The sequence below is a fragment of the Tritonibacter litoralis genome, from assembly GCF_009496005.1.
GTDB classification, from domain to species: Bacteria; Pseudomonadota; Alphaproteobacteria; order Rhodobacterales; family Rhodobacteraceae; genus Epibacterium; species Epibacterium litoralis.
In genome coordinates this window covers 390976-414827 of record NZ_WIBF01000002.1, presented here as the reverse complement: position 1 = coordinate 414827, position 23852 = coordinate 390976, and the positions used below count along the sequence as shown (strand labels likewise).

At 56.6% G+C, this 23852-nt stretch carries 22 protein-coding genes; 3 read left to right on the top strand and 19 right to left on the bottom strand.

The window, feature by feature from the left end:
• Nucleotides 1-21: 21 nt before the first annotated feature.
• From argE to GFB49_RS06180, 11 genes are read right to left on the bottom strand one after another with little or no spacing between them, the layout of a single operon-like run.
• Entirely contained in the window at nt 22-1143 is a 1122-nt protein-coding gene (gene argE / locus GFB49_RS06230) for an acetylornithine deacetylase (RefSeq protein WP_153214963.1), read from the bottom strand.
• Nucleotides 1144-1147: 4 nt separating this feature from the next.
• A complete protein-coding gene (locus GFB49_RS06225; protein WP_153214962.1) occupies nt 1148-2629 on the bottom strand; it encodes an aldehyde dehydrogenase in 1482 nt (493 codons plus the stop codon).
• A gap of 9 nt (nt 2630-2638) precedes the next feature.
• Entirely contained in the window at nt 2639-3313 is a 675-nt protein-coding gene (locus GFB49_RS06220; protein WP_343032489.1) for a DUF1028 domain-containing protein, read from the bottom strand.
• On the bottom strand, nt 3310-3738 hold the full coding sequence (locus GFB49_RS06215; RefSeq protein ID WP_153214960.1) for a RidA family protein: 429 nt from the start codon (nt 3736-3738) through the stop codon (nt 3310-3312). Before GFB49_RS06215 ends, GFB49_RS06220 begins: the two co-directional genes overlap by 4 nt.
• A gap of 24 nt (nt 3739-3762) precedes the next feature.
• Entirely contained in the window at nt 3763-5031 is a 1269-nt protein-coding gene (locus GFB49_RS06210) for a flavin-containing monooxygenase (protein WP_153214959.1), read from the bottom strand.
• 45 nt (nt 5032-5076) lie between these two features.
• The gene (locus GFB49_RS06205) at nt 5077-6441 is read right to left on the bottom strand and encodes an aminotransferase class III-fold pyridoxal phosphate-dependent enzyme (RefSeq protein ID WP_153214958.1); all 1365 of its coding nucleotides are present in this window, start codon (nt 6439-6441) and stop codon (nt 5077-5079) included.
• Nucleotides 6431-7213, bottom strand: a complete 783-nt coding sequence (locus GFB49_RS06200; protein WP_343032488.1) for a carbon-nitrogen hydrolase family protein — start codon at nt 7211-7213, stop codon at nt 6431-6433. The genes GFB49_RS06205 and GFB49_RS06200 overlap by 11 nt, the downstream gene beginning before the upstream one ends.
• On the bottom strand, nt 7210-8247 hold the full coding sequence (locus GFB49_RS06195) for an extracellular solute-binding protein (RefSeq protein WP_153214957.1): 1038 nt from the start codon (nt 8245-8247) through the stop codon (nt 7210-7212). Before GFB49_RS06195 ends, GFB49_RS06200 begins: the two co-directional genes overlap by 4 nt.
• A gap of 17 nt (nt 8248-8264) precedes the next feature.
• On the bottom strand, nt 8265-9074 hold the full coding sequence (locus tag GFB49_RS06190) for an ABC transporter permease (RefSeq protein ID WP_153214956.1): 810 nt from the start codon (nt 9072-9074) through the stop codon (nt 8265-8267).
• A gap of 2 nt (nt 9075-9076) precedes the next feature.
• Entirely contained in the window at nt 9077-10003 is a 927-nt protein-coding gene (locus tag GFB49_RS06185; protein WP_153214955.1) for an ABC transporter permease, read from the bottom strand.
• Entirely contained in the window at nt 10003-11091 is a 1089-nt protein-coding gene (locus GFB49_RS06180) for an ABC transporter ATP-binding protein (protein ID WP_153214954.1), read from the bottom strand. Before GFB49_RS06180 ends, GFB49_RS06185 begins: the two co-directional genes overlap by 1 nt.
• Nucleotides 11092-11177: 86 nt before the next feature.
• Here GFB49_RS06180 and GFB49_RS06175 point away from each other — a divergent pair, with 86 nt between their 5' ends.
• On the top strand, nt 11178-11969 hold the full coding sequence (locus GFB49_RS06175; RefSeq protein WP_246149628.1) for a helix-turn-helix transcriptional regulator: 792 nt from the start codon (nt 11178-11180) through the stop codon (nt 11967-11969).
• A 475-nt stretch (nt 11970-12444) separates the two neighbouring features.
• Here GFB49_RS06175 and tcuB read toward each other — a convergent pair whose 3' ends face one another.
• The 8 genes from tcuB to GFB49_RS06135 all read right to left on the bottom strand — a co-directional run bounded on the left by tcuB (nt 12445) and on the right by GFB49_RS06135 (nt 21591).
• Nucleotides 12445-13518, bottom strand: a complete 1074-nt coding sequence (gene tcuB / locus GFB49_RS06170; RefSeq protein WP_153214952.1) for a tricarballylate utilization 4Fe-4S protein TcuB — start codon at nt 13516-13518, stop codon at nt 12445-12447.
• Nucleotides 13505-14893, bottom strand: a complete 1389-nt coding sequence (tcuA, locus tag GFB49_RS06165) for an FAD-dependent tricarballylate dehydrogenase TcuA (protein ID WP_153214951.1) — start codon at nt 14891-14893, stop codon at nt 13505-13507. Before tcuA ends, tcuB begins: the two co-directional genes overlap by 14 nt.
• A 418-nt stretch (nt 14894-15311) precedes the next feature.
• Nucleotides 15312-16286 (bottom strand): D-2-hydroxyacid dehydrogenase family protein, encoded by a 975-nt coding sequence (locus GFB49_RS06160; RefSeq protein WP_343032487.1) that lies wholly within the window; start codon nt 16284-16286, stop codon nt 15312-15314.
• A 2-nt stretch (nt 16287-16288) separates the two neighbouring features.
• The gene (locus GFB49_RS06155) at nt 16289-16468 is read right to left on the bottom strand and encodes a hypothetical protein (RefSeq protein ID WP_153214950.1); all 180 of its coding nucleotides are present in this window, start codon (nt 16466-16468) and stop codon (nt 16289-16291) included.
• A gap of 12 nt (nt 16469-16480) precedes the next feature.
• Nucleotides 16481-17299 carry a universal stress protein gene (locus GFB49_RS06150; RefSeq protein WP_153214949.1) on the bottom strand — a complete coding sequence of 273 codons (819 nt, stop codon included), beginning with the start codon at nt 17297-17299 and terminating at the stop codon, nt 16481-16483.
• Nucleotides 17296-18396, bottom strand: a complete 1101-nt coding sequence (locus tag GFB49_RS06145; protein ID WP_153215006.1) for a 4-oxalomesaconate tautomerase — start codon at nt 18394-18396, stop codon at nt 17296-17298. Before GFB49_RS06145 ends, GFB49_RS06150 begins: the two co-directional genes overlap by 4 nt.
• Nucleotides 18393-20423, bottom strand: coding sequence for a tripartite tricarboxylate transporter permease (locus GFB49_RS06140; RefSeq protein WP_153214948.1), 2031 nt, complete (start codon nt 20421-20423; stop codon nt 18393-18395). Before GFB49_RS06140 ends, GFB49_RS06145 begins: the two co-directional genes overlap by 4 nt.
• Nucleotides 20424-20502: 79 nt before the next feature.
• Nucleotides 20503-21591, bottom strand: a complete 1089-nt coding sequence (locus GFB49_RS06135) for a type 2 periplasmic-binding domain-containing protein (RefSeq protein WP_194269275.1) — start codon at nt 21589-21591, stop codon at nt 20503-20505.
• A 139-nt stretch (nt 21592-21730) separates the two neighbouring features.
• Between GFB49_RS06135 and GFB49_RS06130 the strand changes: the two genes are divergently transcribed.
• Both GFB49_RS06130 and GFB49_RS06125 read left to right on the top strand, forming a co-directional pair.
• Entirely contained in the window at nt 21731-22402 is a 672-nt protein-coding gene (locus tag GFB49_RS06130; RefSeq protein WP_153214947.1) for a response regulator transcription factor, read from the top strand.
• The gene (locus GFB49_RS06125) at nt 22399-23757 is read left to right on the top strand and encodes a sensor histidine kinase (RefSeq protein WP_343032486.1); all 1359 of its coding nucleotides are present in this window, start codon (nt 22399-22401) and stop codon (nt 23755-23757) included. The genes GFB49_RS06130 and GFB49_RS06125 overlap by 4 nt, the downstream gene beginning before the upstream one ends.
• Nucleotides 23758-23852: the final 95 nt, after the last annotated feature.

The window sequence follows — 23852 nt, the reverse complement described above, 5'->3', positions numbered from 1 at the left end:
GTTACCTTTGGTAAGGTCCCTTCAAAGTCCGGAAACAAAACTCAGAGCCTCGCTACACGACCGCAATTGAGCGATCGTAACGCCCTCGTTTGGCTGGTGTCCATCCTGCTTCATGGAGCCCGGCCCGCAGACGACTGTTTGCAGTCCGAGGCCAGCAAAAAAGCCCGCTTCCGTTCCGAAACCCACCTTGATTGGGGAGGCTTGCTTGTAAATACCCGAGATATCTCGTTTGAACAGGTTTGGCATCTCCGCCTCGAAACCGGGATAGGCATTCGTCTGCTCAAGGGTGACGTGTTGCGGCAGCCTCTGCCGCAGCTGTGCAATGATTGCGCTCGCTGATTCCGCTGCAATATGCCGGACCTCGAAGTCGATCACTGCCCGCTCCGGCACGATATTCAGCGCGGTGCCTCCGGACATCTTCCCCGCGTGGATTGTAGAATAGGCGATGTCATAGTTTGGGTCACGCGCGCCATGTTGGGCGAGGGTGGCTTGCGTGTCCCTCAGGGCAGCCATGACGTCCGCCGCCACATGAAGCGCGTTGCGAAAATTCGGAGCCAGCGCAGAATGGCCCGTTTCGCCGTGACAGGTCGCCCGATAAGATGCCTTGCCCTTATGGCCCAGGCAAAGCTGCATTTCGGTGGGTTCGCCCACGATAACCAGATCCGGGCGGCCCAGCGTGGGGATCACATGATCGATCATATGGGGGATACCACGGCAGCCGATCTCTTCATCCCAGGACAGGGCGATCATGACCGGTTTTGCGGGCGGGCTGTCGTGAAGCGTTTTCGCCTGAGCCAGAACACAGGCCAAAAAGCCTTTCATATCCGTGGTGCCGCGGCCGATCAGGCGGTCGCCCTCGCGGCGCAGTTTAAAGGCGTCGCTGGTCCAATCCTGCCCCGCAATCGGCACCACATCGCTGTGGGCAGAATAGAGAACACCGCCGTCGCCTTGACCGAATTTTGCCAGAAGCCCAGCCTTGGTACCACAAGGCGACGGAATACGTGTTACCACGAAACTAGCATCGGTCAGGACGTCCTCGACCCAATTGATCAGGTCCAGATTGGGGCCATTCGTCAGTGTCGCAAACCCAACCAATGTGGCCAGGATGTCAATCACATCGCTTAGGTCGCGTTCTTCTGTCATTATGTCAGTATTTCACCCAAACCGTTTTCAGCGCCGTGTATTTGTCGAAGGAATGGATCGATAGATCGCGGCCAAAGCCCGATTGTTTCATGCCACCAAAGGGTGTCATCGGCGAGAGCGCGTCAACCGTATTCACTGAAACCGTTCCTGCATTCAGACGGTCCGAGACGTCCATCGCGCGGCTCAAATCTGCGGTCCAGACCGAGGCCGCCAAACCATAGATACTGTCATTGGCCATAGCGATGGCTTGGTCATCGGTTTCGAAGGTTTGAACGGCCAGCACAGGGCCAAAGATCTCCTCGCGATTGATTTTGGCGTCCGGGGCAACGTCAGCAAAGATCGTGGGCTGGATGAACGCATCGCTTGTACCGATGGTGACGCGGTTGCCACCGGTCACAAGCCGCCCCTCGGATTTGCCCGCGGTCAGAAAACGTTCAACACGGCCTGCATGTTCGCTGTCGACCATGGCGCCCATATTTGTGTCCGGATCAAGCGGATCGCCCAGACGAATGGCCTCGGCGCGGGTGATAAGCTTGGCAAGCACATCGTCGGCGACATCTTTATGCACCAAGAGCCGCGAATTGGCCGAGCAGACTTCTCCCTGATTGAAGAAAATACCAAAGGCGGCCATGTCTGCAGCCTTGTCCAGATCCGCGTCAGGGAAAATGATGTTGGGGCTTTTGCCGCCGGTCTCAAGCCAGACCTGCTTCATATTGCTCTCACCGGCATAGCGCTGGAACAACTTTCCAACGGCGGTGGAGCCAGTGAAGACAAGGCAGTCCACGTCCTCATGGCGTCCGAGCGCCTGGCCAGCATCCTCGCCAAAGCCCGGCACCACGTTCAGCACGCCATCTGGTAGCCCGGCTTGTTGCGCAAGTTCGGCGAGATAGAGCGCGGATAAGGGCGACTGCTCGGCCGGTTTCAGCACCACGGAATTACCCGAGGCCAGCGCAGGAGCAAGTTTCCAGGTCGCCATATCCAGTGGGAAGTTCCACGGAACCACTGCGCCCACCACGCCCAGAGGAACGCGCCGGATCATCGCGATATCGCGCCCTCCAGTTGGGGCCACTTCGTCATAGAGCTTGTCGATGGCCTCGGCATGCCATTGGAAGAACATGGCCGATCCGGGAACGTCCACATTCACGGTTTCCGAGATCGGCTTGCCCATATCAAGCGTGTCAAGAAGCGCCAGCTCGGTCAGGTTTTCGCGGATCAGCGTGGCGAGCTTCAAGAGCACCTCTTTGCGTTCAGCCGGTGTTTTACCAGACCAGCGCCCGTCTTCGAAGGCAGCGCGCGCACTGCCGACGGCACGGTCAATATCCGCCGCATTGCCACGTGCAACATCACACAGAGTTTTGCCCGTGGCGGGATTGACGCTGGCGAAGGTCTCGCCACTGATCGCGGGGATGAACTTACCGTCGATCCAGCAATCGGTGCGAAAGTTTAGCGCCGCGGCTTTGGTCTTGTATTCTTCATAGCTCAGCATCATCAGATCCTACTCATCTCCGGGGACGCCATAAGATGGCGCTTCGGTGGGATTAAGTGCGCGGGTGACATAGTCATCCGCTTGAGGTTTGTAGACCTCCCAGGCGCGGGCAACGGCAGCGATCGGGCAGTCTTCGGTCCAGTCGCAGCGCAATTCGGCATAAGGCCAGACCTGTTTGTCAGCAATCAGCAGCCCGGCAGAATGCACTGGCCCGGCTTCGCCCCCAGCGTGGAGACCGGCTTGCATTGCCAAGATCAAACGGTCCGCGAGCGTGCCTGTTGCGGTTTCGAACTCAGCGACCATGGCAGCAGGAACCGTATCATTGGCCAGAAGATTGCCGCCCGCCGCGCAATCTGTCCCGATAGCCGAGGTCCAGATGCCCAGGGCATTCTCCCCGGAATGCACTGCTGCCGCCCCTGTGCCATCTACAGCCAGGATCTGTCGGTGGTCGGGAAAGGCTTCGTCCGATATGGCTTGGGCTACGGCTTCAACTGCCGACTGCCCCGCCGCGAGGTGGGACAACACGGCGGGGCCAAGGGCGGGATTGGTGATGTTCTGCGACGCCACCGCGCCAATACCCGGCTGTGCAAAAGCGCAGCGTGCGGCCACTGCGGGCGAGGATGAGGAAATCGCAACGCCAAATTGACCTGTCTCGGCGCAGCGCGCCACGATGGAAAAGGTCACGAGTTCACACCTTCGTCCGGAATTACGAAGGTGGCGTCGATCTCGACCAGCCAATCGGGGCGTGCCAGCGCGGTCACGCATAGGCCGGTCGAGCAGGGATGTATGCCTTTGATATATGTGCCCATCGTGCGGTAAACCGCCTCGCGGTTTTTCATATCGGTGATATAGACCACGACCTTACACAAATGCGCCATCTCGCCCCCGGCTTCACCAATTAGCTGCCGAATGTTCTGCATGACTTTGTGTGTTTGCTCGACCGGATCACTGCTTGTGATATTAACCGCCGTGTCCAGATCCTGCGGGCATTGCCCGCGCAGAAACACCGTGGTTCCGCGCGCGACGACCGCCTGGCAAAGGTCATTGTCGAGGTTTTGTTCGGGATAGGTGTCCGAGGTGTTGAACTTACGTATGCGTGTGTGGGCCATGATCTATGTCCTTCTTCTGACGGCTTATTCTGCCGGGAGCCGTTCGGCTGAGCCCTGATAGGCCAGGTAGCCTTCCTGCTTGGAGATGTGATCGGCAATGAATTTTGCATCATGCCAGACCCCCCAAATGAAGGGCGATCCCCGCCGCGACTGCCAAGCAAGACCCAGAAAGTAAAATCCGGGTTCGGTCGAGACGCCACGCTTATGTGCGGGGTGGCCCTTTTCGTCCAAGGCGTCCACATTGAGCCAGTCGTAGTCATACCCAAACCCGGTGGCCCAAAGAATGGTGCCAACCCCGGCCTCGGCCAGGTCCAGATCCACAAGCGGGTTGGTCATGCAGTCGGGGTCAGCACCGATGATGCGCGCTTCGGGTTCTTCCGGCAGGTCGATCCCATTTCGTTCGGCATAGGCATCGGCCAGATCCAGTGTCGCCAGATAGTTGGCGTCGCCGTTATGGATGTTCTTAATCAGATCACCGGCAAAGCTGATTTTCCCATCCTTAAAACCATCCGTCCGCCCCACAAGAGTAACGCCCGTTTCGGCAAGCTGGCGGAAGTCAATTGTATACCCGCCATAAGCACCCGTTACGGCAATGGTTGTATGCTCGGTGCCGGGCGTGAACTCGGTATCCCAGAGGTTCAGCACCCCAAGCCACCAAACGAAATCGCGGCCCCGATAGCGACGCGGCGGGCGATCATGCGGACCAACAGACAGATAGACTTTGCGCCCCGCCGCCGCCAGCTCGGTGGCGATCTGGACACCAGAGGACCCAGCACCGACAACCAGCACCGCACCTTCGGGCAAGGCATCAGGGTTTCGGTAGTTGACCGAATGAATTTGCGTTACGCCTGAATCTTCTGGCACGATTTGCGGGATAACCGGCTTTTGAAACGGCCCTGTGGCCGACACCACGTAGCGCGCCGAGATCTCGCCCTGCGAGGTTTTGGCAATGAACCCTTCGCCCCTTTCCTTGCGGCTCAGGTCGTGCACTTCGGTGTTTTCGCGAATATTCGCACCTATTTGCTCGGCATATTCAACCAGGTAATCAGCAACTTCTTCCTTGGGCACAAAAGCGTCTGGCTTGTGTGCTTCGAAGGTGCGGCCCGGAAACCGGTCATGCCAAGCTGGGCCGTTGGCAACCAGGGAATCCCAGCGCTCCGATCGCCAGCGTTCCGCAGTACGCGCCCTTTCGAGGATGAGATTATCGATGCCAGCTTTGTTCAGGTGTTCGCTCATCGCGATCCCGGCCTGGCCGCCACCTATGATCAGGACGTCAGTGTGTTCAGCAGACATTTTCTTACCTATCTTATTAGTATGTATGAAAGGATGCGCGCGCTTTTAAAGCGCGCTCTGCACCTCGGTGATACTGTCACGCAGGATGCCCGACGTCTGATCAATCAGTTCTTCTGTCATGATCAGGGTCGGCGAGAGGATAAGGATGTTGCCCAGAGGACGGGCAATCAGGCCCCGGTTTTGCGCGGCACGCGCAATCTTCAGACCAATTTGATCCTCGGGTTCAAAGGGGGTTTTCTTCTCTTTGTCTTTGACAAATTCGATGCCCATCATGAAGTGGCTGCCGCGGACTTCGCCGACCAGATCAAGATCGGCCAGCTCGCGCAGATTGCTCTCGAACCGCTTCCCGGTCGTGCGCACACGCTCGGGAATTTGGTCGCGTTCCATCAGCGCAATATTGGCAAGTGCTGCGGCAGATGCTGCAGGATGGCCAGAATAGGTCATGCCATGCAGGAACATTGCGCCTTCACCGGAAATCACCTCGTGAATTTCGTCGCTCAGGATCGTTGCCGACAGTGGCTGATAGCCTGAGGTCAGGCCCTTGGCTGTGGTGATGATGTCTGGCTGCACGCCGAACACGTCTTTTGAAGCAAAGAAGTGCCCCAGACGGCCAAACGAGGTCACGACCTCGTCGGTTATATATTTGATGTCATAGTCGCGCATCAGTGCGCCCATCTTCGCGTGATAGCCTTCGGGTGGAACAATCAGTCCCCCAGCCCCCTGAATGGGTTCGGCAATGAAGCAGGCGATGTTCTCGGCTCCCAAGGCCTCGATCCGCGATTTGGCATCATCCAGCAACACGTCCAGGAACTCGGTCTCGGTCATCCCCTCGCCCTCGCGCCAGTGATGCGGGCAGCGCAGGTGATGGACCAGACCCTGGGCCGTATCCCAGCCAGTGGAATAGGCGGGCTGGGTCATGGCCATCGCCAAATAGGTGGATCCATGGTACGCGCCCTGACGGCTGAGTACGAGTTTCTTATTTGGCTTGCCCAGACGGTTATAATAATGATGCAAAATGCGGATTGCGCTGTCATTGGCGACCGATCCTGAGTTGCCGAAATGGACGGCGTTCAGATGCCCTGGCGCAAGCTCGGCGAGCTTGGCGGACAACGCCGCCGCGGTGGGATGCGTGAAGTTGTAGAAGGTCGAGTAGTAGTCTAGCGTGTTGAGCTGATCGGTGATCGCGTCGATGATCTCTTTCCGCTTGTGGCCCGCGTTCACGCACCACAGCCCGCCGATCCCATCGATCAACTGTTGGCCTTCACTGTCCGTGACAAAGGCCCCTTCAGCCCCGACAATCGCGGTGCGGTTGCCATCTTGCTTCAGCGCATTGAGGTCGGCAAAGGACTGGACCAGATGGGTGTCTGCGGTCAGAACACCATCGGTCGAGATATCGATATCAAGAGACATAGGGTTGCACCTTTCGAAGGTCAGTGAGTTGGGTTGAACGGAGCGCGGGCGCAATCTCCGCAGACAGATCGGCGATCAAAAGTGCCGGTGAAGCACCAGCTTTGGCGCGGTAACGTCCGTCAGGTCCGACCAGCAGGGATTGGCCGCAGAAGGACAGATCACCTTCGCTACCGCAGTAATTGGCATAGGCAATGCTTATGCCCATCTCGGCGGCACGGGCGGGCAGCAGGTGTTCAGGAACGTGTTCGTAACCAGTGGGGTTGGCCGTAGGCACAAGGATCAACGATACGCCTTGTGCTGCCAGCGCGTGCACATGCTGCGCAAATTCCACGTCATAGCAGATCAGCAAGGCAGTGCGGATGCCATCCAAATCGAAGATGACATATCTGTCACCTGGCACGAAGCTTCGTTTCTCCATGTCACCAAAAAGCTGAATTTTGTGGTAGTGGCCCAGAATGTTACCATCCCGGTCTATGGCCGTAGCCGCGTTGAAAACACCCGCTTCGGTTCTCTCGGCCCAACCAATCGTCACACCGCAATTTTTGCTAAGCATCATATGACGTAGCCGCTGCATCCAGTCGCCATTGAGTGATTGCGCCAGCGATTTGTGAAGTGCAGGCTGATTGTACCCGGGCAGGAACAGCTCGGGCATGACCAGCATGCTGGCCCCGGCCGCTGAGGCCGTCGACAGCTGCCTCTCGAGACATGTCAAAGCGGCCTCGGGATCGCCCATGACAGGCGACCCCTGGTATATGGCTAAAGTCAGACTCACTTTTTCACATTGGTCCAGATTTGGTCATAGACAGCCTGCGTGGCCTCGTCACAAACCTGAATGAACGCGCCAGCGCCAGCCGTTGCCGGTGGGTTGGATTCCGGCAACGTGGCCAGTTCGGGGTCCAAGAATTCGGCAACGTCTTTTAGGCCGGACCCGTAGCGCGCATAGTTTGACACCGCAGCGATATTCTCTGGCTCCAGCAAGAAGTCCATGAATTTCAAAGCGTTTTCGCGGTTTGGCGCGTCTTTTAGTAACACCACATTGTCCATCCAGACCACATAGCCCTGGGTCGGGAAGGCATACTTCAGCGTATCGCGTTCAGCGCGAGCTTTGGCGCCGAACCCGTCATAGATCTGACCCACTGCCGCATCGCCTGACACCAGGACCTCTTTTGCCGTATCCGAGTTGAAGGATGCCCAGTGAACTTTGGCCTTTTGCAACATCGCATCCAGCGCTTTCAGTTGCTCACGATCCTGCGAGCATTGCGGAATGCCAAGGTGCAGCGCGGCCATAGCAAGCACTTCGCCCTGGCTGTCCAGCATGTTGATTTTGCCTGACAGTTCGGTGGGCGGGTTAAAGAGGATGTCGGTGGTGTCAATGTCCCCATCATACGTTGCGGTATCCACCATGAACGAAGTCGACCCCCACTGATATGGGATCGAGTGTACGCGGCCCGGGTCATAAGACACGTCCAGCCATTCGGGTGCGATGTTGCCTTTGTTTGCCAGTTCGCCCTCGGCGATCGTGTCCAGCAGGCCCTCAGTCGCCATGATCTGAACCATATAGTCGCCGGGCACCGACACATCATAGGTACCCATCCCACCGGCCTTTAGTGATGCCAGCATCGCTTCGTTGGAATCGAAAGTGTCCATGACAACTTCGATGCCGGTTTCTGCGGTGAACTTGTCCACCAGTTCCTGAGGGATGTATTCAAACCAGTGATACACAACCACCTGACCGTCGGCCTGGGCAGTCTGCGCCATGATCGTCAGAAGCGACGCCGTGGCAGCTGTGGAAAGCAGTTTTTTCATAAGAGGTCTCCTGTTGGTTAGCTTTTTTGGTCTTTTTTGCTGATGAAGTAGGAAATCGTGACCATGACCACCGACACGCCAAGAAGCATGGTGGAGATCGCCATGATGTTGGGTTTGATCCCCTGTTTGACCGCGCCGAAAATCGCCGTGGGCAGAGTTTCAACGCCTGCGCCTTTAACGAAGTTTGTGATGATGAAATCATCCAGCGACACGATGAAGGCCAGCAGAAATCCTGAGATGATGCCCGGCATCATCAAAGGCATCAGGATCTTCGTGAACGCTTGCCGTTTGGTGGCATAAAGATCCAATGCAGCTTGCTCATAGCTGTCCTCGATCCCCTGCATTCGCGCTGAAATCGGTAGATAGGCAAAGGGGATACAGAAGGCGATATGGGCCAGAAGGATGGTCATCAGCCCGCGCTCGAACGCGATCGCGTTGAAGAAAATCAACGTGGCCACGGCAGTCACGATCTCGGGTACCATCAACGGCAGCGAGATTAGGCCGTAGGACAGATTGCGCAGGCGGAACTTGCCCGCGCGGATCATGCCTGTCGCAGCCAATGTGGCGATCGTCGTGGCCACGGTTGCCGCAATGGTGGCGATCAAGAAGCTGTTCCAGGCCGCCAGTTTGAATTTGCCGCTTTCAGGGCCGGTAAATACATCAGCATACCAGCGCAGCGACAGGCCTTCCCAGACCGTGATCGATTTCGACGCGTTAAAGCTATAGATCATGACCACGATGAGCGGCGCATAAAGGATGATTAGGCAGAGGATCGTGATTGCCTGAAACCCTCGATAGGACTTGATATCGAAACTGTTGCTGGGCATGCTCAAACCTCTCGTTCGGCGCGCGCCTGCTGGCGAGCGAATATCATGAGGATGATCAGCACCATGGTCAGCAGGATCATCGAGGCCGCAGCCCCAAATGGCCAGTTGCCCGCATTGCCCTTGAACTGTTCTTCAATGAGTGAGCCGATCATGAAATTTTTCGCGCCACCCAGAAGGTCCGGCGCCAGGAACGCGCCGAGTGAAGGCACGAAAACCAGGATGCAACCCGCAATCACACCCGGCTTTACCGAAGGCAGAAGAACGCGCCGCAAGGTGGTCCATTTGCTGGCATAGAGATCAGCCGCTGCTTCGCTGAGCGCGAAGTTATAGCGCTCTACTGCGGCATAGATCGGCAGGACCATGAACGGGAGGTAGGAATAAAACAGCCCAAGCTGAACGGCGAAATTGGTGTTCACCATATGCAACGGGCTATCGATCAGACCAAGACCGATCAGAAGATCGTTCAATGGGCCCTGATCGCGCAGTAGAAATTTCATCGACACAGTCCGGATCAGCAGATTGACCCAATAAGGGATCGTGACCAGAAACACCCAGATAGGACGAGATGTTTCGGGCCGCGTGGCGATGAAATACGCGGTGGGAAATCCGATCAGAAGGCTCAGCAGTGTCGCCGCACCAGCCTGCCAGATCGAGCGCCAAAAGATGGTAATATAGGTCCATTCCAGCGTCGCCGGATCGTCCCCAAACAGCCCGCGATCAAAGAAGAACTGATCGTAGGCCGCCAGGCTGAACTCCCAGATGACGCCGCCGCGAAATTCCTTGGTCAGGAAGGAATAGACCAGCATCAGAAGAACCGGGATCAAAGAAAGAGCCACCAGCGTGACCCAGGCCGGAAGCAAAAGCCAGCTCCGCGCCTCTTCGTAAGTGTCGGTGTTGGCGCTGCCGCCGCTTGCTGCCCCTGATGCCATCAATCTATCAGGAGCCGCGCGGCCCCATGCTCCATGTTGACGAAGACATCGTTTCCGGGCTCGAATATCCGCCTGTTTCCACGGTCAGAGTTTGAGGTCCGTACGGAAAAGTTCGGTCCTTCAGCCAGATCTACAATCGTGGTGATGTCCGTGCCCGCAAAGATGTTCTCGACCACCCGGCCTTTCAGGCTTTCGCTTTCCGTCGCAGCGTCAGAGATGAACAACCGCTCCGGGCGCAGGCTCATACGGACTTTCGCACCGACATTGATGCCCTCGACCGCATTGCAGGTCAATTCGTGGCCACCGCCCAAATGGCAGGTGGCTCTGCCCTCTGCAATCTTGTCCACCGAGACCTCAAGCAAGTTTGTCTCGCCAATGAAATCGGCCACGAACGTGTTGCGCGGGGTTTCATAGATCTCGCGGGCGGTTCCAAGCTGCTGCAGCTCGCCTGCAGACATGACCGCGATGCGATCCGACATGGTCAGCGCTTCCTCTTGATCATGGGTGACGAAGATGAAGGTGATGCCGGTTTCGCGCTGAAGATGTTTCAGCTCCAGCTGCATGGCTTTTCGCAGCTTCAGATCCAGCGCTGAAAGCGGCTCGTCCAGCAACAACACTTTGGGTTCGGGTGCCAGTGCGCGCGCCAGGGCCACACGTTGTTGTTGGCCGCCGGAAAGCTGTGCCGGCTTGCGTTTGGCGAATTGCGTCAGTTGCACCAGTTCAAGCATCTGTCCGGCTTTGGCTTTTGCATCGCGTTTGCTCCAACCGCGCATTTCAAGACCAAAGGCCACGTTTTCCAGCACGTCCATGTGCGGAAACAGCGCGTAGTTCTGGAACACGGTGTTGACCGGGCGTTTGTTGGGCGGCAGGTTTGCAATCTCTTCGCCATAGAGGTGGATCGTGCCCTCGGTCACATCCTCGAACCCTGCGATCATACGCAGAAGCGTTGTCTTCCCGCAGCCCGACGGACCGAGAAGCGTAAAGAACTCATTGTCCGCGATGGACAGCGAAATCTGTTTGAGCGCGGTGAACGTGCCATATCGCTTAACGGCGTTTTTTACGTCAATGGCAATGTCGCGGTTTTCCATAGCAGCCTTTGATTGTATACCCCTGAAAAGATTGGAATGAGTATGAAAACGGATTCAAAGGGGGTACATACCCCCAAGGTGGTATGATGCAGAGCCTGATTAATTCCTCCGAAGAGCATCTTTCACATGCGATCACGTCGCTGGCGACGGTTGAGTTTTCACAGGCGATTTACGATTGGCTGCGGCGGTGCTTCGAGATCGACAACTGTACAATTCTGGCTTTTTACCAGACCCGTCAGCCCGAGCTTTTCTTCAGCCATACGAATGTGAAGCAAGTCCATGAACGCATGGAAAGGGATTATCTTTCAAGTATTTACCTACTTGATCCTTTTCATGATCTACACGTGGATAAGGCCGAAGACGGTCTCTATCGGCTGCGCGACTGTGCTCCCGATCATTTTCACCGCAACGAGTACTACGCCAAGTATTATGGCCGCACGACGATGATCGACGAGATTTGCTATCACGCCCGCGTGGCTCGGGGGGTATCAGTTCAATTGTGTCTGGGCCGGGACCGAAGTTCCGGACGCTCTTTTTCTGGGCGCGACATGGAAGTTGCCCAAAGAATAAGCACCATTGCCTGTGGTTTGATGAAAAAACAGTGGAGCAATTTGTCTGCCCGCGGGGACTACACGAACGAAACACTGGTCAAAAACCTGCAAAAAAAGCTTCTGGAGCACCGAGAAATCAGCCTGAGTAAACGACAATGCGAGGTTGCCCTTCTGATCCTGCGCGGCCACAGCACGATCTCGATCGGGCTTCGTCTGGGAATCAGCCCGCAAACCGTGAAGGTCTTCCGGAAACAGCTTTATCGCAAATGCGAGATCTCCTCACAGGCCGAACTTTTCTCGCTGATGAGCCGATACCTAGCGTCGTGAGGGGTGTCGGAAAAACTCCATGCGCCTCAACAGCGCGGCGCGCGACTTCTATGAAGAGCGGTTGTTCCACCAGCTGGTTCACAATTGCTCGCGACGAATCGTGAAAACAAAATGTCTCAGCTGGCTGAAGATGGCGGTAAGGATCGAGACGAAGGTCTCCAGGACGAGAGCCGATCGGGCAAACCCAGCGATTTCACGGCAGCGAGATATGAAAAGGGCTGTCCTCGGCTTGCCGAAAATAAACCGGATACAGCAACCGCTGATCGGGCCAAGAATGATACACTACGCTCACGGTATGGACTAAGCCGATTTGCGGTAGTGCGGTGCAATCACTCTTGCGAACCCAAAAACAACGTCTGCTTTCAAAGATCTGGCTGGATCGGTTTGTACCTGCCGACTGCGACGCCAATTGTCACATATGCAGACACAGACACGGGAAGAAGTCGGTTGCAACCGTGACCAACCGACTTGTGCGTTATCGCAATGAACGACGCTGCGCATCCCGGACCAGTGCTGCCAAGCGATAGAACCCATGCGCCATCTTGGTGAAAGGCGTGAGCAGGAAGAAGGTGAGAACTGCGCCAAGGTGCAGGGCCAACATCATCGGCATCCAGGTCGTCGCCCCAAGGGCATAAAGGACAAGTCCGGACAAGCCGACAAACCCCAGCAGAAGAATAAAGCCGATTTCGCCCCCCCAAGCCTTCGGATCACCCAAGGCCCGGTCTGCCTTCCGTTTCAGCATAACCATTCCGCCGCATCCAAAGGTCAGCAGTAGTCCGCCCGACAGGCCCAAAACTTTTGGCAGTGAGAAGAGCGGATAGGGGGCGGGCATGTTAAAGACATAGTGCATTACAGTCCCGGCCGACGTGGCAGCGAAACACAGCAGAAAGCCATACATGATAGCCTGATGCACATGGCGACGCGCATGACTGAAGCGGTCTTCGTCTTCAAAGTTGCATCCGTCTCCATGCCCAGCCGCGAGGTCTTTCATTCTGGCCGCCATGCCAAATCCAGCGGTGATGTGGGACAGGCGGATTGGCTCCCCGCCGACGGTTCGCCAATAATGGCGCAGCCCAATGAAAAGGCTGACCAGAGGCAGCACGAAGGCCGGCAGGAAAATCGCCACCATCGCGTTGTGAGAAAGCGCGGCATAGAACCCGTCGCCATGGTTGCCGCCGCCCAATGCCCGCAATGCAAACAGGATCAGCGCAAAGCCAACCACCAACGACAAGGCGATCGCGCCGCCATGTGTATGGAAACGCCGGGCCAGCGGTTGTGGCCAGGCATGGACTTCCCACGAATCGCGCCGTACCTCGGCCAGCGCTTTGGGCAGGTTCAGGTCAAACGCATGTGGTGCCGTGTATTGGCAGGCATAATAACACCCCCGGCAGTTGTGGCACAGGTTGGCCAGCTGGGTGATGTCGCCATCCGAAAACGCCCGGCCCGCATGCATAGACGGAAACACCGAACAATAGCCTTCGCAGTAGCGACAGGCGTTGCAGATTTCCGCCTGACGACGGGCCTCTTGGATCAGGTCATTTGTTTGCATAGGCTGCGGCCTCCCGTCCTGCGATACGTCCGAAGACAGTTCCGATCGTCATGCCAAATCCCGCCAGATACCCTTGGCCAAGGATGGATCCGGCCATGGTTTCGCCTGCCGCCCACAAATTGCGGATCAGGCCGGTCTTGGTCGAACACTGCGCGTTGCGGTCCACCTTCAGACCCAGATATGTGAAAGTCACACCGGTTCGTAGCGTGTAGCCATAAAAGGGTGGCTCGGTGAGCGGGCGCGCCCAATTTGTCTTGGGCGGGGTGATCCCAGAGGTGGCCACACCATCCAGCTCGGTTGGGTGAAACTTCGATGTGTCACCACAGGCCGCATTGAAGCGGTCCACGGTCTGGCGCAGTTTATCGGCAGGCAGGTCCATCATGCCTGCGAGTTCTTCCAATGTGTCCGCCTTCAGGGGCGGAAACACCGAGGGCATGAACAATTCCAGCGACTTGGCGTCGATGATCACATAACCCACCTGATCAGGTTGCGCGGCAACAAGACGCCCCCAGATCGCATAGCGTTTTGGCCAAACATCCTCGCCTTCGTCATAGAACCGCTCAGCGTTTTTGTTCACAACAACGGAGAACGGCACACAGTCCAGCCGGGTCACAATGCCGCCGTCGTATTTGGGCGCGCGCCCGTCGATTGCAACCGCATGACATTGGTCGGCGTCCCCTACAGACTGCACACCTTGGTCCAGCAGATCCGCCAAGACCACTCCACGGTTGTAGGGGGTGCCGCGGATCAGAAAGTTCTGCGCTGCCGGTCCCCATGCACGGGTCAGCCAATCGGTGTCTGCCTGAAACCCACCCGAGGCGACCACCACGGATTTGGGCGAGATGCTATGCATCTGCCCCTCGCAGGTATAAACCACGCGTGTGATCTGGTCGCCTTCGAGTTCCAAATGGGTAACCGCAGCCTCATAGAGCACATCAACACCCAGTTTTTCAGCGGTGCGGTAATAGGCGTTCACAAGGCTTTTACCCCCACCCATGAAGAACGCATTGGTGCGCGCAAGCGACAGCGTACCAGACAACGAAGGCTGGAAACGGACACCATGCTCTTGCATCCATGGCAGACATTCTTCGGATGTGTGAATAGCCAGCCGTGCCAAATCTTTGTCGGTCTTCCCGCCGGTGACCTTAAGAAGGTCGGCCAGGTATTCCTCTTCGCTATAGTCCTCAACCAGCGGGCCAAGCGGCCCGGTATGCATGCACCGGAAGTTTCGGGTATGGCGGGAATTGCCGCCACGATAGGTCTTGGGCGCGGTCTCAAGGATCAGTACTTTGGCACCGGCTTCGGCAGCGGTCATAGCGGCGCATAAGGCCGCATTGCCGCCGCCAATAACGGCGATGTCATATGATTTGGTCATGGGTAGTCCTCTGTTGAACTCTGACTACAGTGCCTATTTTGATCTGACAAATGACGGTTTATCGGTTATTGATGCGATGATCGCATAAATCAGAGTTGCGCTGATCTGGAAGCCGTTCTGAGGTCCACAGATAAGGAAGCCTTTCACCTGGCAACCGGCCAGCTGAACCCATCGACGATGGCCATGACGCAGGAGGAAGCCATGTGGACAAGGCTTTGGACGGCGCACATAAAGCCACCAGTTATGTCAGTCGAAGACAGCACGCCAACCCATCCGCGCAATGCATTTGTAACAGGCGCGGAACTCTGGAAAATTGTGACAGGCGTTTTGCGCCACGTCTGATGCCTTTGGGAACACAGCCCAAAAGACGCAGCTTGCCCATCGTAATTGCGCAAATTTGCGCAATTCTGTCAGAATGTTAAGAGAATGCTTCCGGGTTTGCCATGTGGATCGGAGCACCCGCGGCAAAGGCATTGAGCTGTTCGTAAATGTCAGAAAACTGCAGGTCGAACTCGTCCTCGGTTACAAAGCCGATGTGCGGGGTCGCAATCAGATTGGGATGTGCCAGCAAAGGGTCATTGCGATCGATAAGCGGTTCAGTATCGAAGACGTCAATCGCAGCCTTGCCGGGATGGTTGGCATTCAACGCGGCCAGCAACGCGCCGGGTGCAATGAGGCCTGCGCGTGAGGTATTCACGAACAACGCATCAGATCGCATGGCTGCAAAATCATCTGCAGTGATGATCCCTTTGGTTTCCGGTTTCAGCCTGACGTGCACGGAAATGATGTCGCTATCTGCAAAGAAGGACGAGCGATCTGATGCAAGTGTTCGACCATCCGCAGCGGCGCGTTTGCGCCCTTCCTCGGACGCCCACCAGACCACGCGCATTCCAAATGCCTCTGCGTAGCCTGCCACAGCCTTGGCAATCCGGCCATAGCCATAAAGCCCGAGTTGCCTGCCGTTCAGGGTCTTGCCCACACCGGACTGCCAGTTGCCTGCCTTTACACTTGCCATCTGTGCCGGCAGGTCGCGCATGCCCGCCATGATCAGCGCCCAAGTCAGCTCAGCAGCAGCGTGATTGGTGCCACCTCCGCTTGGTATTTTTGAACACACAAGCACCTTGTGCTCGGAACAGGCGGCAATATCGATGTGCGGATAGACGCCGCGTTGACTGATCACGCGCAATTTGGGCAGGCGTGCTACAAGCTCTCTAGTGACTTTGGTGCGTTCCCGGAACAGAACCACGGCATCTGCGTCCGCCAAACGATCCGCCAGCGTATTCACATCGTCGACATGGTCGGTCCAAACTTGGACGTCGTGCCCATCCAGCATTCGAAAACTGGGAAGTTTGCGAAGCGTATCAAACCAGTCATCCAAGATGTGTATGCGCACTTTTACTTCCCGCGCTTGTAGGCGGCGATGGCCAGTGCGACGCGATCATGCAAGTCAGACATTTGCCGCAATTCACTGGATTGGCAGCTTCCGTCCGCCAGTTTCTTACCAAGAGTTTCGCGCACCGCACGCAGACGGTCCATCACTGCGTTCACTTCGGTGAGGGCATCATAAGGGGTCATTGTTTGGGTCCTTTAGTGAGAGAGCAAAACGGGGATCGGCGCATCGCGCAACACACGTGCCGTAACACCGCCAAGGAAATCTTCGCGGAATTTCGAATGTTCATATACCCCCATCACAAGAAGGCACGGATCAGCCTCGCGGCAATAAGTGATAATTGCCCGTGCGATGCCGGGCTCGGCGGGGATGGCTTTGTGGGTGGCTTGAACATTGTGGCGTGCAAGATGGGTCATTACGTCTTGGATAGGGCGCGGGGTTTGTTCGTCGCCGACCGTCAGAACGGTCACCCGTCCTTGGTCCTCCAACAAACCAAGGCTGTCGGACAAGGCACGGGCTGATGCACGGCTGCCGTCCCATACCAACGCGGCGTGGGCGTGTCTTGCGTCCGCATCAAAGCCTTTTGGCACAATAAGCACGGGGCGACCGCTCATCAGGGCGATGCGATCCGGATGGATTGTAACATGTTCATCCACGTCGTCCGCGACGTCGTTTCCAACAACCAGCAAATCATAGTTCCGGGCCGTTTCCGACAGAACCGCATCCACACGTCCGGACACTTGTTCGAAATGCATCCGGTCGCCAAGGCCGAGCTGTGGGCGCAAATCTTCGAAACGTGCTTTTATGCCCGACAGGATGTCGGCATTGGCCTGCGCAATAATCTTGCGCGCCTTTTCGGGAACCCAGGCTGCGTTGCCGTCGATGGTCTCGTGTCTTGAATGCGCCAGTAGCGCCGTGATATGCGCACCGCCCTTGGCGAGTGACACCGCGTAATTTAACGCTGACACTGCGCTGTCTGACCCGTTGAAGGCAACAAGAATATTGTGAACGCTCATGGTCTCTCTCCTTGTCCCGGCCAGACGCTGGTCGGCACATAAACTTTGCCGTCGGCCAGTTTTCGCGCCGTGCGCACCAGCCCGGCAGAGTTCAGCGAAAAGCCGTTCTCGTTCGAAAAATCGACCAGTACTTCGATCGTACCAGAGGCATGTTCCAACACCAGTTCGGCGGGGTTTTCGTTGGGGCGCGCGATCAACCCATCTGAGACGGTGCCGGGGGTCAGGGCACAGGACGCCAGACATTGTGCGCCAGTCACCGCCATTGTAGGGTGTGTTTTCCACGGCATAAAGTAACGGACTGCGATGCTACCACCGTCTTTTGCAGGTGCCAGGAGGCCAAATTTCGGGGTGACCGATTTCGACACGTCTCCCATGCCCATCCGCTCACCTGCTTTAATCCGGATGGCCTCAAAACGGGCGAAGAAATCGGTATTGGCGTCCAGGTCTTCGGCGCTCTCATAGCCCGTCAGACCAAAGTCTTCGGCGCGTGCAATGACGATTGGCATCGCGACATCCATGCAGGTCACATCAATCCCGTCGAAGGTGTCGCGCAGGTTGCCCGTGGGCAGGAATTTCCCTGTTGCGGCTCCGACAACACCCATAAAACTCAACTGGATCGGCGCCGAGGTTCCGGGGCTTCCTGCAATTTCAGTGTCGCCCTCATAGGTCAGCCGACCTCCGGGTGTTTGAATCTTGGCCACCACGCGGGCACCCGTGTTGACGGCATGAATTCGAACTTCAGTCACGTCTTGGGCGGGGGTTATTAGCCCCATTTCAATGGCCGCCGGACCAACACCGGACAAGATGTTTCCGCACGTGGGTTTATAGTCTACCAGTTGATCCTCGACCGAGACCTGAGCAAAAAAATAGTCCACGTCAGCCCAGTCATCGGTGCTTTTCGATAGCATGGCAACTTTGGTGGTCACGGCGGCTCCGCCACCGATTCCGTCGATGTTCAGCGCATGGCCCGACCCTACTGCCGAGATCAGGACCTGGGACAGGGTGTCCAGATCTTCCGGCAGATCTTCTCGCCGGAAATAAGGACCCTTTGACGTGCCGCCACGCATGTGGATGTATGGAATACCTGTCTGGGTCATTTCAGCGGCCATGGCAGGTCAACTGCCCCTTGCAGCAATCCCGGAGGGAAGTCGCGGTTGAGCGCGCCCGCCATCAGGCACATGAAACCGATTCCGCATACAGTCAGGATCAGGGTTTTGCTCCAGCCAGCCCCAGCCCGCACACGCAGGAAGGCGATCAGAAAACCGATCAACGCTAGAATGAAGCCGACAAACCACGTGGCCGCAATTAAGCCGGCAAACCACGCCAGCGTGGACCACAGCCCAAAGGGCGCATCCGCGTCCTCGCCTGCAAATTCTTTGTCGGCAAAAATGCCGTCGCCTTCGGGGCGGCGCATCATCTGCACCAGAAGGATCAGGCAGCAGACCAAGGAGAAGCCTCCGACAACCAACGGGATGATCTTGTCGGTCAGATTGTAGTCCGGGATCATGTTGGCGTTGATCAGAGCGACGATCAGATAGGCGGCAATGACCAACAAGAAGATCAGCGGCGCACGTTTTGAACCGGATTGGACCTGGCCTTCCGCCATGATCGCCTTGGCCTGTCGCAGGCCAAGCACGACAGACAAAACCGTAATGATGATCAGCACGATCACGATTGGAGAGAACACGTAGTCGATCCCCTCTTCAAAGCTTTTGCGGAACCGGAAAGACGCGATCTGGAACGCTTGGTTCGAAAACTTTTCGACCGGATTGGACAGTACAAAACCGATCAGGAAAGCCGGGCGGGACCAATCAAAGCGGCGCAGGAAAATGCCGATCAGACCAATGGCAAACAACGCCAGCAGGTCTTCAAAGTTTTGTCCCGACTGGAAAGCGGCAAAGCTGATCAACATAAACAGGAACGGCGCCAGATAGGTGAAACGGATCGTCGTTAGCTTGGCGATACCACCAGACGCCGCGATACACAGAACCGTGCCCACAACATTGGCCAGCGCCAGCAACCAGACGATCGAATAGGTGATGTCCAGGTTGTTTTTCAGCATCGCTGGGCCGACTTCGATGTCGCCCGAACCCAACAGGGCAATGGCCCCGATGAAAATCGCCATCGAGCCCGAACCGGGGATCCCGAACAGGAGGGTCGGAACCAAACCGCCACCCTCTTTTGCGTTGTTCGAGCTTTCGGGCCCGATCACACCACGCACTTCTCCTTTGCCGAAATTCGACTTGTCCTTGGTGGTTTGAACAGAGTGACCATAGGCAATCCAGTCGACAACCGATCCGCCAAGGCCTGGGATGATCCCAACGACCACACCGATGATTGAACAGCGCACTGACAGCCACTTGTTGGCCATCCAGTCACGAACACCGTCCATCCAGCCCGCACCAAGCGAGGCGCCTTTGGCAATGGAACGATCCTGACGCAGTAGTGATATAATTTCCGGGATCGCAAAGACCCCAAGACCCACGATGACCAGCTTCAGACCGTCGGTAAGATAAGGAATATCATAGCTCGCCATGCGCAACGAGCCACCGGCGTCGGCCTCTCCAATCGTGCCGATCATCATTCCCAGCCCGGCAGCGGCCAGACCCTTCAAGGCAAAACGCCCCGCAAGGATGGCGACCATCGACAGGCCAAGAACCGTGATCATCAACATCTCGGGCAGGCCGAAAGCCAACACAATGGGGCGGGCGACCAGAATAAAGATCGTCAGGAAGGTCGCGCCCACAAGCCCACCGAACAGTGACGAGGTAAAAGCGGCAGACAAAGCCCGTGCGGCTTGACCGTTTTTGGCCATCGGGAACCCGTCCAGAACCGTGGCCTGCGATGCGGAGGATCCAGGAATACCCATCAGGACCGACGCGAATGTGTCCGAAGTCGGCACCACGGCCACCATGCCAATCATCAGCGCCAGACCCAGCACCGGATCCATGCCAAACATGAATGGCAACAGAAGGGACAAACCGGCAATGCCGCCCAAGCCGGGAAATACCCCAACGGCCAGCCCCATCACGACTCCCAGGACCAGATATCCCAGAACGACAGGTTGCAAGATCAGAGCCCACGCTTCTCCAAGCGCAGGAAGTGCGGTGGCGAAGACCTCCATAGGAGCCGCCTTTCTTTCTAAATAGATGTAGGGGGGAGTTGCGCGCAGCCTCAGGAGGGCCACGCGCTGAGGTGGGCGCTTAGTTCAGCGACACACCGTATGATTCTTGAAGCCATTTGGTGACATAGGATTTAGCGCTGTCAGACACGCGGGTGGCTGTGCCAAGCGCTTCCTGAGCGCCAACCCCAGTGAAAACCGTGTATTTGCCGACCCGTTTTGACGAGATTTCGCCAAAGTCAGCGCGCGCGACAACATCTTGGAAGGCCTTGGCATAAGTGTTGATCACGTCCTGCGGTGTTCCAGCTGGCAAGAAGGCGAGTTTCTGAACCGGGAAACCTGCAACAAAGAAGGCTTTCCATGCCTCCCATGCGTCGCCCGAAGTTTCGCACCCATCGGTGGCTTCGCAGACTTCCTTGAAGGTGGGAATATCAGGGAATGTCGGATCACGCACGATATTGCCGTAGTCGTCCAGCGCACCCCAGGTCATCATAGGAACCGCTTTTCCATCCTCAACCAACGCGGTTGATCCGCCCAAATAGCCGGATGACGTCTGGTAGTCGATGTTGGCTTCGCCGCGCTCAAACATCAAACGACCATCGCCGCGCCCTTTGATCCCAAATACAGGTTCAACATTCATTCCCAGCATTTTCCAGGCCAGCAGAGGCACAAGGTCAAGGCGCGTGGCACCTTGCGAGCCATAGATGAAGTCAGTGTCTTTTAACGCGTTAGCCGAACCATCGAACTTAGCACCGTCCTCAGCATTCAAATAGGCTACGCCGCCGGTGCCCGAGGCCATAACGGGTTCCCAATCGCTGTATTCGTAGCGTACACGCGGGTCACCCAGAAGATAGGGAAATTGAGTTGAACCAGAGGTCCCGAACAACAACGTCCCATCTTCGTATTTTTGTTTCTGGAACCAGTTGGCCCCTTTGGTCGAGCCCGCGCCGGGCATGAATTTCACAACCACTGTCGGCTGACCTGGCAAAGCTTCGGACAGCAGTGGCCCAAAGAAGTTGGCCCATTTGGCAGAGCCGCCTGTTTCCGAGAAGGGAATAACCCATTCTACAGTTTTACCTGTAAAATCCACCTCGGCTGCTGCCGGTGCTGCAACGCCTGCGGCCACAATCAGGCCCATGATTGCACGTCGTGCAAAGTTGAATTTGGTCATCGGATCCTCCCTATCGACCAGACAAGCACAACGGCATCCTCCGAGCCAGCGCACATGTCCATAAATTCTTGGGGTTGATTCCCCATTCGATCCAACGAACATAAGGAGCCAACCTTGCGTGAACCTTGCGGACCCAGACATGCGAATAGTCATCGTCGAAGATAATGAACCACTGGCCAAGGCGATTTCCTATCGCTTGCGGGACCGTGGCCATGCGGCGGATGTGCTGCACGACGGCAAAGAAGCGGATATCTTCCTAACCCGAGAAGGCGCCGACCTGATTGTGCTGGATATCAATCTTCCGGGTCAGTCCGGGCTTGACGTTCTGCGCGATCTACGCTCGCGTGGGGATAATGCGCCCGTGATCCTTCTGACAGCCCGCACCGAAATCAGTGACCGCGTAGCCGGGCTTGACCTTGGTGCGGATGACTATTTGGTGAAGCCTTTCGAAATGGACGAGCTTGAAGCACGTATTCGGGCCTTGTCACGTCGCCGAAATCTCGAATTTGGCGCGGTCGAGACTATTGGTGACCTGTCCTTTGATCGCACCGCCCGTCAGGTGGTCGCCAACGGAACCCACTTGGACATCCCGCGCAAGGAGTTGGCGGTGTTTGAATGTCTGCTAGAACGGCGGAGCCGGATTGTGTCAAAGCCCGTCCTGACAGATTATGTCTATGGGGTGGGCGCCGAGGTGGACGATACTGCGGTCGAACCTTTGGTGTCCCGCTTGCGACGACGACTTGCCGACCATGGTGTCACAATTAAAACAGCCCGTGGCCTTGGCTACATGCTTGAGGTGGTTAAGTCGTGACGAAGGTGTTTTCTCTGCGCCTGCGCCTTTTTGTTCTCATTCTCGTGCCACTTATGCTGATGGGGTTGGTGCTGGGGTACTGGCGTGTTTCTGTGGCGCAGAACACAGCTGAGAAGTTTTTTGATCGCTCTCTGCTGTCTGCGGCATTGGCGATCTCTCGGGATGTGGCGATTTCGGGCGGAGATGCACTGCTTCCCTCAACAAGCACATTGATCCACGATGCGGCTGGTGGTGAGGTGTTTTATCATGCGACCGGACCAAGTGGTATCTACGTGACCGGTTATGCCTATCCGCCTCACGGGTCTATTTCAGACATTGATCTTTATACACCGCATTACTTCCAGGCCGAGTATCGCGGTGAAGCAGTGCGGGTACTCAAAGTTGTGGAACGTGTGACAAGCGAAGGCGTTTCCGGAAATGCCACAGTGACGGTCTGGCAAAGGCTGTCCGAGCGCAGCAGGTTTGCGACACAACTCGCTTTTCGTGCCGCAGGGCTGATCATCGGATTGCTCCTGACGCTCGCTTTGGTGGTGTGGTTTGGGGTTGCCCATGGTCTGCGCCCTCTTCTTGACCTTCAACAGGCCATCGAAGTCCGCTCGCCCGATGACTTGAGCCAAATTCGACGCCCAATTCCGCGTGAAGCCCAGGGAATTGTCCGAACGCTAAACCGCCTGTTCGCAAAGGTGCAAGAAAGTATGACCGCCCAGCAGGTATTTATTTCCAATGCGGCGCACCAGCTGCGCAATCCGGCTGCATCTGTGTTGTCCATGGCCGAAAGCTTGCGTGACGCACAAACCCCTGCAGACCAGCATCAACGGATCGAAGATCTTGTCGATGCGGCACGTTCATCGACGCGCGTGACTGAGCAATTGCTTTCTATGGATCGGCTGCGACAGCCCATGCCGGAAAGTCACCGAACGCAATTCGACCTGGCGGGCTTGCTCAGGTCCATAGGGGCGGATGTGGGGCCCGTGGTGTTGTCTCGCGATATAGATTTCGAACTTGTCTCTCCTGACCATCCCATTTTGATGACGGGCGACCAAGTGTTCATTGCCGAAGCGATCAAGAACATGATCGACAATGCACTGAAACACGGCGGCCCCAAGCTGAGCTCTATTGTGGTGCGCCTGCGGGAAGAGGGAAATAAGGCATTGATCACCGTATTAGACGACGGCAAAGGGTTGTCTCCTGAGGAAAGCGAACTGGCACTTGGACGTTTTTCGCAAGTCGAGCCGTCGCAAGGAAGCGGCCTTGGTCTTGCCATCGCCGCAGCAGTTGCAGAACGACACGGCGGAAACCTTGTGATTGAACCGGCAGACAAGGGTGCAAGTCTAACGCTTTCGTTTCTGCGTTAAGCTGCACAATAAACCACCCCCTAATTGATCTCAAGACGATGAATGTCGCGCTTGCGATCAGTGATCGCTTACCAGGGTGTCTACCTTCTTTGCTT